Genomic DNA, 12274 nt, shown 5'->3' with positions numbered 1-12274 from the left:
TGATCAGGCAGCTGGTTAGTCAACCCGCTGAGGATATGGGAGGTATCTTCTCCTGCAGCCACGTCCAACCTCTCTTTGCGCGCATGCATCGGCGCCCTCACACCGGGCAGGGTGACTGTCCGGGATGACTGCGACGTGTGCGACGTATCGGTTACAACAGCCCGGTCATGTGCGCCGGGCAGGGTCCTATCACGCCTATGTCTGCCTTCAGTTCCAGGCGGTCGCCCCGCAGGCATAGTTGTCACCAGCCACTCTAGCTCTGACTTCAGCGCGATGCGTAGCCGCGTCCATGGCACTGGAGTTGTATTTCGCCGTCATACTGGTTGTGTGACGAAAGCCGCTGCAACACAGGCTGGAGGCCCCGGATGTGACGCAGAATATGGCGGATCGCAGGGTTGTCAGCTTGAAGCGCGGGCACAAAGGGTGTTGGCTTGGAGTAATGGAAATCACTATGCAAATTGCAGGTATTAGGTATTGGAGGAACACGTGAGCGAGGCCGACGCCGCCACTTCGGTAAATGTGGCGGAAAAATTGGGTTTCAAAAACGGGGATCTGATTCAGGAGTTCGGTTACGACGATGATGTCGATTTCGACTTACGTGATGATATTGAGGATCTCACGGGGTCCGAGCTCCTGGATGAAGACGACCATGACGTTGTAGACGCCGTCATTTTTTGGTGGCGGGACGGCGACGGGGATCTGGTGGACACGCTCATGGATTCGCTGACCACCTTGAGTGAAGGCGGCGTTGTTTGGGTGCTGACGCCGAAGTCCGGCCGGCAGGGCTACGTGTCCCCGGCAGAAATCCAGGAAGCGGCGCCAACGGCCGGCCTGCATCTGACCACCTCGGCAGGTGTCTCCAAGGACTGGAGCGCCACCCGACTCGTCAGCAAGAAGAACAAGTGACGGTCTCCCTTCCCGCAGCAGCCATCTCCGTTCCGGCTGTGGGGGAGACGGCCCCTGATTTTGAGCTGGTGAACCAGTTTGGCGAGCCCGTGCGGCTGTCGGCCCTCCGCGGGCAAAACGTTGTACTGGTGTTCTATCCGTTTGCGTTTTCCGGCATCTGCACGGGGGAACTCTGCGAAATCCGGGACAACCTGGCCATCTTCGAGGATGCCCGGGCTACCGTCCTGGCAGTGTCAGTGGACAGCAAGTTCAGCCTCCGGGCCTACGCGGAAAAGGAAGCTTACGGGTTCGATCTGCTCGCCGATTTCTGGCCGCACGGGGCGGTCGCCAGCACTTACGGTGTCTTTGACGCTGAGACCGGGATGGCCAAGCGCGGCACGTTTATCATCGATGCGGGCGGCACAATCCGCTACGTGGTGGTAAATCCGCGCGGGCAGGCCCGCGAACTCGCTGAATACTGCAGTGTCCTGGCGGGCCTGGACCGGGCCTAGGCGGAATGGACCGGCGGCAGCGGGGTGTTGGCGTAGGCCTGACTGGCTTCGCCAGCCTTCCCGCTGCCAGCCCTGCCGCCTTGGCGGATGAGCACCTCAGGGAGATGGAGGAAGTCCGGGCTCTCCTGTCCGGCCAGCGGTTGGCGCTTCTGACCGGCGCCGGACTGAGCACAGACTCGGGTATTCCGGATTACCGTGGCCCGGACGCGGTGCCCCGTTCTCCGATGACGTACCAGGAGTTTGTCCGTGATGCCGCCAATCGCCAGCGGTACTGGGCACGGAACCACATTGGGTGGTCCCATTTACGGCATGCCGACCCCAACCAGGGGCACAGGGCCGCGGCGGAACTTGAGCGGCGGGGGCTGCTGACCGGCCTCATTACGCAGAACGTGGACCGGCTGCACGAAGAAGCCGGCAGCACCAACGTCATCGACCTGCACGGCCGCTATGACCAAGTGGTCTGCCTGGCCTGCCGGCGGACCTACACCCGCCACCTGCTGGCAGGGGTCCTCACCGAGCTGAACCCGGAATTCCTGGAGCGTGCCACAAAATCGGGGCTTGTGGAAATGGCCCCCGACGCCGATGCCGCCGTTGACGATGCGGCGCTCATCAGCAGCTTTGTAGTTGCCTCGTGTCCTGCCTGCGGGGGAACACTCAAGCCCGACTTCGTGTATTTCGGTGAGAACGTACCCAAAGAGCGGGTTGAGGCCGCCTACGCCATGGTGGACGATGCCGCTGCGCTCCTGGTTGCCGGATCCTCACTGACCGTGATGAGCGGGCTGCGGTTCGTGCGGCATGCGGCAAAGGAGGGCAAGCCGGTAGTGATCATCAACCGCGGTGAGACCCGTGGCGATCCCCAGGCCACCATCAAAATCCATGCCGGCGTTAGTGAGTCACTGGCGTGGCTTGCAGCTGAACTTCCGGACCCCTGAATTTCCGGACCCCTGAACCAACGCCCCGGCAAAACCCGGCCCGCGGGCCGTGGGCCCCGGCGGAGCGTGCCGGATTGGCTTTTGCTCCCGTGCATCAGGTAGAGTTTATGTTCGTTGGTTGGCGCGCTGAGGTGCGGAAATTGACACTTTGGGTCTTTAGCTCAGCTGGTAGAGCGCCACGTTTACACCGTGGATGTCATCGGTTCGATCCCGGTAGGACCCACCAGCAAACCCCGCTTGTTCCACGACTGTAACGGTCTGGAACAGCGGGGTTTTTTGTTTCCGCGGCTGGACCCGTGCGTTCCCGCCTGAACCTGTGCCGAGGCCGTGCGGAGTCTGCCGCTTTATTGTCGGTGCCCCTGCCTAGAGTTCCCGCTATGGATTATGTGGTGGTTAAGAAGTCACGGGGCGGCGTCCCGACGGCGGTTGTCAGCGCGGGCAGGGAGTTCGCCGTTGGTGCCGAAGCGGTGAGGTGGTTCGAGCGGGTGAGCTGGTGGGAGGACCAGCGGCGCATGCCCAAGGGGCTGGGCCGGGTGGATGTTGAAGTCCTCCAGGTCCAGGTGAGGCTCGGAGTAAACCCCCGGTCCGCCCTCACCACCATGGTGCTGGAACGCGATGGGCTCGGCGGCGGCTGGCGCCTGCGTGAATCGGCGGCCGATGTGGCCTGAACCCCGGGCTCTGAAGTTCCGGGGCATTGGAAAACCCTCCACCGCGACTATTGGGGGATGCCGCGGTGGAGGGTCTGAAATGAATATACAGTGAACCGCCGGAAACAAACAAATGCTTCCCGTAATGTGCCGGGTGCTGCGTCCGGCGCCCAATTCTCTCCGCTCGGTCGCCGTGCAGCCATTATGATGGTTAGTGTTCAGCGGAATGAACAACCTACACCAAAGCGCTCCCTGCGTGCCGACTGAAGGAGAATCATGGCCGATTCCCGCACACCCCGCTCCTCCGATGGCCTGGGCAGCGCATCACCGGCGCCGGCAGTCACGCGTGCCGCCGCCGTCATGGATGCCCTGGCAGCCTCCGCATCGGGCAGGTTGACGCTGAGTGACCTCGCCCGCGAGCTGGGTATACCTAAATCGTCCACCTCCAACCTGTTGCTGGCCCTGGAGGAGGCCCGGCTCATCAGCCGCCAGGGCGCCGAATTCACCCTTGGCCGCAAACTGGTGGAGCTCGGTGCGGCCTACCTTAGCCGGCTTGACGAAGTTCAGGAGTTTTACCGGTTCTGCGAACAGGCACCCACCCTCTCCGGAGAGACGGTGCGCATAGCCATGCTCGATGGGACCAATGTCATCTACCTGGCACGCTACGAAGGGCACCCGGCCGTCCGGCTGACTTCGAACATCGGCGACAAGATGCCTGTTTCGCTGTGCGCCGTGGGGAAGGCCCTGATTGCACGTCTCCATGACCATGACATTGACGCAATGTTTCCCGATGAGGCCGAGCTTCCCGTGCTGACTCCGAAGTCGCTGCGCACCGGCGCGGAACTGAAGGCGCAGCTGCGCGGGATCAGGGAACAGGGTTACGCCTTCGAGGATGAGGAATCCACTACAGGTGTCGTATGCCTCGCCGTGTCTGTCCCGACACGCGGTGCCCACGGGCCAAGCCTTGGCCTCTCTGTCACGGCGCTCAAGGCGACCTATTCGGAAGAACAGGGTTCCCAGATGGTCAAGGAGTTGAAAGAACTGGCCCGCTCTCTGGGCAATCCCATGGGCTAAAGCGTCGAACGGCGCTGTTGCCTTAACAAAAAGAGCCAAGGACCTTGCGCTCCGTTCAACTTGCTGTACGCTGTTCATCATAGTGATCAGCACAACAGGTGTCGTCGCTATCCCACCAGGCCAACGGGGGCCTGGAGTGTTTTTGAGGGAGTTCTTGTGACAACTCGTACTAATTCACCGCAGACCGACGTGGACGGCACCGCCGTCGATCCTGACCAGCTGCGGCGTGCAACTCTTGCCAGTTCCGTGGGCTCCGCTCTGGAGTACTACGACTTCTACATCTACGGCCTGGCGTCCGCGCTCATCTTCGGCCCGCTGTTCTTCTCACCGTTGGGTGAAAGCGGTGCAGTCATTGCTTCTTTCGCCACTTATGGCGTCGGTTTTGCTGCCCGGCCGTTCGGCGGCATTGTGTTCGGTTACATCGGCGACCGATTCGGCCGGAAGATGGTCCTGATCCTGACCATCGGACTGATGGGCATGTCCAGTTTCGCCATCGGGCTCCTGCCAACCTTCGAGCAGGCGGGAATGGTGGGAGCCGTCCTCCTGGTGACCTTGCGCATCCTCCAGGGCCTCGGCGCGGGTGCCGAGCAGGCGGGTGCCACCACCCTTATCTCGGAAGTCGCCCCGCGCCGTCGTCGTGGTTTCTTCGCTGCGCTGCCGTTCGTTGGCATCCAGCTCGGCACGCTGCTGGGTGCCGGCACCTTCGCACTGATGGCGCTGGCGGACAAGGAAGTGCTGCAGGGCTGGCTGTGGCGCGTGCCGTTCCTGGCGAGCGTCATCCTGATTGTCATTGCGGTGTTCATCAGGCTCCGGCTCAAGGAGACCCCGGTCTTCCAGGAGCTGGAAAAGCACAAGGCCGTGGTGAAGAACCCCGTCACCCAGATCTGGAAGCACTCCAAGAAGAACGTCCTCATCGGCATCGGCCTCCGGATGGGAGAAAACGGCAACTCGTCCATCTACTCAGCACTGCTGGTGTCCTTCATCAGCATGCCCGCCGGTATCTTTGCCGGCGACAAGTTCATCGGCCCCACGGGCCTCCTCATTGCCGCCGGATTCGCAGCGGTCATGGTGGTCACCTTCGGAGCTCTTTCTGACCGCTTCGGCCGCGTTCCGGTTTACCGTTATGGTGCGCTGTTCCAGGCCGTCATCGCCCTGCCTGCGTTCTACCTGGTCACCCTGGGCAACGTCACCCTGGTCTGGGTGGTCATGGTGGTGGGCATCGCACTGGGTGTGCAGTCCATGCTTGGCCCGCAGTGTGCGCTGCTGCCGGAACTGTTTGGCTCCCAGCACCGCTTCACTGGCGTGGCACTGAGCCGTGAGCTCTCAGCCGTCCTCGCCGGCGGCTTCGCCCCCATGATCGGTGTCGCGCTGCTGGCAGCCACCGGGCACTCCTGGCTTGTCCCTGCGATCTACTCGCTGGTCCTCGCGCTGATCTCCTTCGGCACAACCTTCTTCACCCCTGAGACAAACGGCCGCGACCTGGTCCTCGTGGAGGACGCCGGCTAGCCGAAACTGCACACACGGACTCAAGGCGGCCTCCCGGGTACGGGGGGCCGCCTTGTGGCGTCCCGGTGGCGGTCTCCTGATGGAACACCCTGCGGCGACGGCGGCGGCGCGGTGGCCCGTGCCGTGGCGGGCCGCGTGCAGCACAGAGCCCCTGCCGGATTCCTGTAACCAGGAGTCCGGCAGGGGCTCTGTGCAAAAACGCCTTATGTGCCCGCAGGTTGTGGTGGCGGCGGGGGTCCTGTTAGTAGAAGTGGACCGGGTCCACCAAGTGGGGGAGGTCGCCGCCGTCGAGGAAAGTACGGAGGTTGCTGCAGAACCGCTCCGCGATCAGGCGGTTTTCGGCCGCGCTGAGTGCGGACGTGTGCGGTGACACCAGGACCTTGGGGTGATTCCACAGGGGGCTGTCCTGCGGGAGCGGCTCCACGGCGAACACGTCGAGGCAGGCATAGGAAACCTGGCCGTTGTTGAGTGCCTCCAGGAGCGCATCCTCGTCGACGACGGTGCCGCGGCCCACGTTCACAAACACTGTTCCGGGCTTCATCGCGGAAAACACTTCGTGGTTGAACAGCTTCTCGGTGAACGGCGTGCCCGGCAGGGTGTTGACCACGGCGTCGGCAGTGGCAAGCAGCGCCGCGAGCCCGTCGTTGTCCGCCACTTTTTCGATTCCCTCGATGGGTTCAACCGTGCGCTTGGTACCGCTGACCTTCATGCCCAGTGCCCGTGCAATCCGGGCCGTCTCCAGGCCGATCTCACCCAGGCCGGTGACCACCAGGGAGGAACCGCTGACCAGCCGCGTGGGCGTCCGGAGCTCCGGCCAAACCTTGGCGGCCTGATCCTGGACCAGTTCGGCGCTGCGCTTGAAACCGTTCAGGATTCCGAAGGCCGCGAACTCGGCAAGCGGGAGGGCATGCACTCCCGCCGACGTAGTTACCTTGAACTTGCTCAGGGTTTCCTGGTCCAGGCCGGACGCCTTGACCGCACCGCCGGCGCCGGCCGCCATGGCGTGAACCCACTGGAGATGAGGGTTTCCACGCGCAATGCGGGCCAGCCCCGCGGGGCTTTCGTTCGGCAGGCCATACAAAACCTGCGCCTTGCCGAGCATGTCCCAGTACCGTTCCTCCTGAGCGGGAGTCCGTGTGAAGTCCGGATCCCCGGAGTGGTCGGCGGGGAAACGCTCGGGGGGAAGCAGCTCCGGCTCGTAGAGCACGGTCACGGCGGGGTCTACGGCGCGGATGCGGTCCACGAGCTCTGCTTCGAGCGGAACGGCGATCGCGACGGTTGTTTGAGTCGTCATGGTGTTCATCATACTGAATAGCGGCTAGGATATTGGACAGATTTCCCTACATTAACCACACAACGATGTGAGTCGAGGCGTATTGATGGAAGACAAAAGAGCTGGCTTTGTGGGCCTGGGACTGATGGGCCTGCCCATGGCGGAGAACCTGCTCCGCGCCGGCTGGAACATCACCGCCTGGAACCGTTCCGCCGGGCCGCTGCAGGAGCTGACCGCGAATGGTGCCCAAACGGCGCCGGATGTGGCTGCCTTGCGGGACCTGCCGATCATCGCCTTCATGCTGCCGGACCTTTCCTTTATTGAGGACGCGGCGGCCGGGCTGCTGGCGAGCTGGGCTGAAACGCCCCCGGCGGCCGGCACGGCGGTAGTGGTGATGAGCTCGGTTTCACCCGCCAAGGTCCAGGACTTTGGCCGTAAGGTGCGTGAAACCAGTGCGGGCCGTGCCGTGGTGGTGGATGCTCCGGTCAGCGGCGGAACCAGCGGCGCAGCGGCGGGCACCCTGGCCATCATGGCCGGCGGGTCGCCCGACGACTTCCAGCGGCTCATGCCCTTTTTTGCGGCAATGGGAACCACGGTCCGGCACATGGGCCCATTGGGCTCAGGGTCGCTGGCCAAGGCCTGCAACCAGCTCATTGTGGGAACCACGACGGCGGCCCTCGCCGAGGCTGCCGAACTCGCCGAGCGTTCGGGCATGGATCCGGCGGCACTTTTTGACGTCCTGGCCGGTGGTCTGGCGGGGAGCCGCGTGCTGGAAAACGTGGGGCCGCGGTTGGTGCGGAAGGATTACACGCCGACGGGTCCGGCGAAATTTATGCACAAGGATCTCTCGTTTGTGCTCGAGTCGGCCCGGTCGGCGGGCGCTGCGGCGCCCATGGCGAGTGCCGGCGTCGAACTTTACGCCGAACTCAAGCGCCAGGGATTGGGCGACCAGGACCTCGCCGTTGTCCGGCAGGCCATTTCCCAACTCAGCGATGCAACAGCGGACAACGCGACGAAAGGGACAGTTTCAGCATGAGCGGACTTTTTGATTTGACGGGGCGGGTTGCCCTGGTGACGGGGTCGAGCCGGGGGATTGGTAATGCCTTGGCGCGGGGCCTGGCTGAGGCGGGGGCGACGGTGGTGCTGAATGGTCTTAACGCGGAGCCGTTGAAGGCGGCGGAGGCGGTGTTGGCTGCTGATTTCGCGCCGGGCCGGGTGCATAGTGTGGCTTTTGATGTGACCAGTGATGTGGAGGCCGCGCGGGGTGTTGCCTGGGTGGAGGAGCACGTGGGGCCGTTGCGGATCCTGGTGAATAACGCCGGGATCCAGCATCGGGTGCCGATGCTGGAGTTGGATGTGGCGGACTGGGAACGGGTAATCGCGACGGACCTGACGAGCGCGTTTTTGGTGGGCCGGGAGGCTGCGAGGCACATGATTCCCCGGGGCAACGGGAAGATCATCAATATTTGTTCGGTGCAGACGGATCTGGCCCGGCCCACGATTGCCCCGTACGTGGCGGCGAAGGGTGGTCTGCGGAACCTGACCCGGGCGATGACGGCGGAGTGGGCGGGCTCGGGGCTGCAGATCAACGGGATCGCGCCGGGGTATATCCACACGGAGATGACGCAGAACCTTGTAGATGATGAGGGGTTCAATTCTTGGATCCTGGGCCGGACCCCGGCGGCCCGGTGGGGGACCGTGCAGGACCTGGCCGGCCCGGCGGTGTGGTTGGCCTCGGACGGGTCGGACTTCGTGAACGGGCAAACGATCTTTATCGACGGCGGCATGACGGTGGTGGTCTGATGCACAACACAACAACAGACACAGCAGCAGGCACGGCAGCGCAGGACACGGCGGCAGCGGCCGGCGGGAGGGGGTTGCCGGTGGCGGGGCCGGCGGTGGTGGCTCACGGGAAGGGGGACTTGCGGATCGAGGACGTGGCCCTGGGGGCACCTGCTGCCGACGAGGCCGTTATCGAGGTCGCGTATGGCGGGATTTGCGGGTCGGACCTGCATTACTGGCTGCACGGTGCGGCCGGGGAATCGATCCTGAAGGCCCCGATGACGCTCGGCCATGAGATTTCCGGGACCGTGGTGGTGGCGGCGGCGGACGGTACCGGCCCGGCGGCCGGTACCCCGGTCGCGGTCCACCCGGCCACGCCGGGCCTGGGGGACGGAACGGTACGGTACCCGGCGGACCGGCCGAACCTGTCCCCGGGCTGTACCTACCTCGGCAGTGCGGCGAGGTTCCCGCACACGGACGGGGCGTTCGCCCGGTACGTCAACCTGCCCGCCAGGATGCTCCGGGAACTCCCGGCAGGCCTGGACCTGCGCACGGCGGCGCTGATCGAGCCGGCGAGTGTGGCCTGGCATGCGGTGGCCCGGGCCGGGAACGTGGCCGGCAAAACGGCCCTGGTGATCGGGTCGGGCCCGATCGGCGCCCTGGCGGTCGCGGTCCTCAAACGGGCCGGTGCGGCCCGGATCACCGCAGTGGACGTGCACTCGAAACCGTTGGAAACCGCGGCGGCGGTCGGCGCGGACCGGGTCCTGCAGGCAGCGGACGCGGACGCGATCGCCGCGGTGCAGGCCGACGTCGTGATCGAGTCCTCCGGCAGCCACCACGGCCTGGCCTCGGCCATCCAGGGCGCGGCCCGGGGCGGGACCGTGGTCATGGTCGGGCTGCTGCCCACCGGACCCCAGCCGGTCCTGATCTCCCTGGCCATCACCCGGGAACTGGACCTGCTCGGCTCCTTCCGCTTCAACCACGAAATCGATGACGTCATCACCGCCCTCGCCGACGGCAGCCTGCACATCGAGCCAGTGATCACGCACGAATACCCGCTCACCAAAGCCCTGGAAGCGTTCACCACCGCCAAAAACTCCGCCGAATCCGGCAAAGTCCTGCTCAACTTCGGACCGGAATAAAACAGGCGAGCGTTGCCCGCCCCTGCACCCATCCAGGCCCCGTCCCGGCCGCTAACCGATCGGCAGGCTCAGCGCCTCCCGTCAGCTCCGGCGGACCGGAATAAACACGCGGGGCTGATCGGTCCACGTGTCGGCAAGCCGGGATGTGGTGCGGCGCATGATCTGTTCGGAGGCGCTGCGGGCGGCGGCGGCGTCCCCGGCTGCCACGGCCTCAGCCAGGTCCACATGCCACTGCAGTGCACCCTCATGGGGGTGTTCCGGCATGAGGCCGTGGACGGTGCGGCCAGTCAGGGTTTCGGCCACCTGGCCCATCAGGTTGGCGAACATTTCGTTGCCGGAGCCGGAAAGCAGTACGGAGTGGAAGGCGATGTCCAGCTCCAGGAATTTCTGCGCCTCACCGTGGTGGCCGGCCTCGCGCATCGCATGGGCAATGTCCACCAGCTCGGTCCGCAGCTCCGCCGGTGCGTTATTCGCGGCGAGTTCGGCGGCTGCGGGTTCGACGGCGGACCGCAATTCGATCAGTGACCGCAGCTGGGCTCCGCGCCCGTCACTCGACAGCCGCCAACGGATCACCTGGGGATCAAAGGGGTTCCAGCGGCTGGGCGGCAGGACCCGGATGCCCACGCGCTTGATGGTTTCCACCAGACCGAGCGACTGAAGGACGCGCACAGCTTCACGGACCACGGACCGGGAAACTTTCAGCTCTTCCTCCAACTGCTCGGCCAGCATAACGTGTCCGGTGGGGAGGTCGCCCTTGATGATTCGGGTGCCTACGTTCTCAATGGCACGGTGGTGCAAGCTGGTGGACATGGTGTCAAGCCTAAACGGCGTTGGGCCGGCGATGCTTCATCAACGGTACGCACTTCCCCTCAGCGCGTTGAATATATATGCTTTAATCGAATCCATCGGTTCGTGAAGGCACGCTTCGCAGCGAACGCGGAGCACGCAGCACGTCCACTGCACACAATGAATTGGAGTTTTGATGTCTGCACACATCGGTGTCACCGGCCTTGCAGTGATGGGGGCCAACCTGGCCCGCAACCTGGCCCGCAATGGTTTCACGGTTGCCTTGCACAACAGGTCAGTGGAAAAGACCGACGCATTGCTCGCAAAGCACGGCACGGAGGGCGACTTCATCCGCACGGAAACGCTGCAGGAACTGGTCGACTCCCTGGAGAAGCCCCGCCGCGTCCTCATTATGGTCAAGGCCGGCAAGCCGGTGGACTCCGTCATCGAGCAGCTTGAACCGCTGCTGGAAGCCGGCGACATCATCATCGACGCCGGCAACTCGCACTACGAGGACACCCGCCGCCGCGAAGCCGCACTGGCCAAGAAGGACCTGCACTTCGTCGGGGTGGGTGTATCCGGCGGCGAAGAAGGCGCACTGAACGGCCCGTCCATCATGCCCGGCGGTTCCAAGGAGTCCTACAAGGCCCTCGGCCCGCTGCTGGAGAAGATTTCCGCCAAGGTGGACGGGGAACCATGCTGCGCCTGGATTGGCACCGACGGCGCCGGCCACTTCGTGAAGATGGTCCACAACGGCATCGAATACGCCGACATGCAGGTTATCGGCGAAGCCTTCGACCTCCTCCGTTCCGGTGCCGGCATCGAGCCCGCGGAGCAGGCCAAGATCTTCACCGAATGGAACAAGGGCGACCTCTCCTCATTCCTGATCGAAATTTCCGCCGAGGTCCTCGGCCACGTGGACGCCAAGACGGGCAAGCCGTTCGTTGACGTTGTGGTTGACGCTGCCGGCCAGAAGGGTACGGGCCGCTGGACCGTCATCTCCGCACTCGAACTCGGGTCCCCGGTTTCCGGCATCGCAGAGTCCGTCTTCGCCCGTGCACTGTCTTCCCAGACCGAACAGCGCAAGCTCGGCCAGGAACTGCTGGAAGGCGGGGAGGCTGCCGTCGAAATCCCGGAATCCTTCGTGGAGGACGTCCGGCAGGCGCTGTACGCCTCCAAGTTGGTCTCCTATGCGCAGGGACTGGACATGCTGACCTCGTCGGCCAAGGAGTACGGCTGGGACCTCAAGCTGGACGAGATCGCCTCGCTGTGGCGGGCCGGTTGCATCATCCGGGCCGAGCTGCTTAAGGACATCACCAAGGCCTACGCCGCTGATGAAAAGCCTGCCAACCTGCTGTTCGCCCCGGCCTTCACCAAGGCCATCGCGGACGCGCTCCCGGCCTGGCGCCGCGTGGTGGCCACCGCAGTCCAGCTCGGCATCCCGGTACCGGTGTTCTCCTCCTCGCTTGCCTACTACGACGGCCTGCGCCGCAAGCGCGTCGCTGCCGCCCTGATCCAGGGCCAGCGCGATCTCTTCGGGGCCCACACCTACGGCCGCGTGGACTCCGAGGGCACGTTCCACACGCTCTGGGGCGAGGACAAGTCCGAAATCGAAGCGGTGGACACGCACTAGCACTTCATCCGCTGTACCACCTGGCGGCCGGCACTTCCGAGGATATTCTGGGAGTTGCCGGCCGTTGGCGTTTCCCGGCATCCGCGGTGTCCGTCAATCCAA

12 protein-coding genes and 1 tRNA gene are annotated in these 12274 nt (G+C 64.4%); 11 read left to right on the top strand and 2 right to left on the bottom strand.

Translation table 11 applies throughout. The annotated features are described in order from the left end of the window. Nucleotides 1–486 precede the first annotated feature (486 nt). From NQJ30_RS09110 to NQJ30_RS09080, 7 genes are all read left to right on the top strand, one after another. Nucleotides 487–906 carry a DUF3052 domain-containing protein gene (locus NQJ30_RS09110; protein WP_255769559.1) on the top strand — a complete coding sequence of 140 codons (420 nt, stop codon included), beginning with the start codon at nt 487–489 and terminating at the stop codon, nt 904–906. Beyond that, nucleotides 903–1397, top strand: coding sequence for a peroxiredoxin (locus NQJ30_RS09105; protein ID WP_255769558.1), 495 nt, complete (start codon nt 903–905; stop codon nt 1395–1397). The genes NQJ30_RS09110 and NQJ30_RS09105 overlap by 4 nt, the downstream gene beginning before the upstream one ends. A gap of 5 nt (nt 1398–1402) precedes the next feature. Beyond that, a complete protein-coding gene (locus NQJ30_RS09100) occupies nt 1403–2329 on the top strand; it encodes an NAD-dependent protein deacetylase (RefSeq protein ID WP_255769557.1) in 927 nt (308 codons plus the stop codon). A gap of 150 nt (nt 2330–2479) precedes the next feature. After that, a tRNA-Val gene (locus NQJ30_RS09095) sits at nt 2480–2555 on the top strand. Between the two features lie 151 nt (nt 2556–2706). Then, entirely contained in the window at nt 2707–2997 is a 291-nt protein-coding gene (locus NQJ30_RS09090; protein WP_255769556.1) for a hypothetical protein, read from the top strand. 255 nt (nt 2998–3252) lie between these two features. Continuing rightward, the gene (locus NQJ30_RS09085) at nt 3253–4050 is read left to right on the top strand and encodes an IclR family transcriptional regulator (RefSeq protein ID WP_255769555.1); all 798 of its coding nucleotides are present in this window, start codon (nt 3253–3255) and stop codon (nt 4048–4050) included. Nucleotides 4051–4206: 156 nt separating this feature from the next. Then, nucleotides 4207–5556 (top strand): MFS transporter, encoded by a 1350-nt coding sequence (locus NQJ30_RS09080; protein WP_255769554.1) that lies wholly within the window; start codon nt 4207–4209, stop codon nt 5554–5556. Nucleotides 5557–5797: 241 nt separating this feature from the next. Here the strand turns inward: NQJ30_RS09080 and NQJ30_RS09075 are convergent, their stop codons facing one another. Further along, the gene (locus NQJ30_RS09075; protein WP_308215174.1) at nt 5798–6862 is read right to left on the bottom strand and encodes a D-2-hydroxyacid dehydrogenase; all 1065 of its coding nucleotides are present in this window, start codon (nt 6860–6862) and stop codon (nt 5798–5800) included. A gap of 73 nt (nt 6863–6935) precedes the next feature. Here NQJ30_RS09075 and NQJ30_RS09070 point away from each other — a divergent pair, with 73 nt between their 5' ends. The 3 genes from NQJ30_RS09070 to NQJ30_RS09060 are packed head-to-tail and all read left to right on the top strand — an operon-like array spanning nt 6936 to nt 9753. After that, nucleotides 6936–7865: an NAD(P)-dependent oxidoreductase gene (locus NQJ30_RS09070; RefSeq protein ID WP_255769552.1), complete on the top strand. Its 930-nt coding sequence runs from the start codon at nt 6936–6938 to the stop codon at nt 7863–7865. Then, complete coding sequence (locus NQJ30_RS09065) at nt 7862–8632, top strand: SDR family oxidoreductase (protein ID WP_255769551.1); 771 nt, start codon at nt 7862–7864, stop codon at nt 8630–8632. Before NQJ30_RS09070 ends, NQJ30_RS09065 begins: the two co-directional genes overlap by 4 nt. After that, a complete protein-coding gene (locus NQJ30_RS09060) occupies nt 8632–9753 on the top strand; it encodes an L-idonate 5-dehydrogenase (RefSeq protein ID WP_255769550.1) in 1122 nt (373 codons plus the stop codon). Before NQJ30_RS09065 ends, NQJ30_RS09060 begins: the two co-directional genes overlap by 1 nt. A gap of 81 nt (nt 9754–9834) precedes the next feature. On the opposite strand, the gene NQJ30_RS09055 is transcribed toward NQJ30_RS09060, so the two are convergent. Beyond that, nucleotides 9835–10563, bottom strand: a complete 729-nt coding sequence (locus tag NQJ30_RS09055; RefSeq protein WP_255769549.1) for a FadR/GntR family transcriptional regulator — start codon at nt 10561–10563, stop codon at nt 9835–9837. Between the two features lie 172 nt (nt 10564–10735). On the opposite strand from NQJ30_RS09055, the gene gndA reads away from it, so the two are divergent. Further along, nucleotides 10736–12172, top strand: a complete 1437-nt coding sequence (gene gndA, locus NQJ30_RS09050) for an NADP-dependent phosphogluconate dehydrogenase (RefSeq protein WP_255769548.1) — start codon at nt 10736–10738, stop codon at nt 12170–12172. The last annotated feature ends 102 nt before the right edge of the window (nt 12173–12274 follow it).

It is taken from the genome of Pseudarthrobacter sulfonivorans (genome assembly GCF_024391045.1).
Taxonomy (GTDB): domain Bacteria; phylum Actinomycetota; class Actinomycetes; order Actinomycetales; family Micrococcaceae; genus Arthrobacter; species Arthrobacter sulfonivorans_B.
Note: the sequence above shows the minus strand (reverse complement) of the source record. Positions and strands in the feature narration are given on the sequence as shown.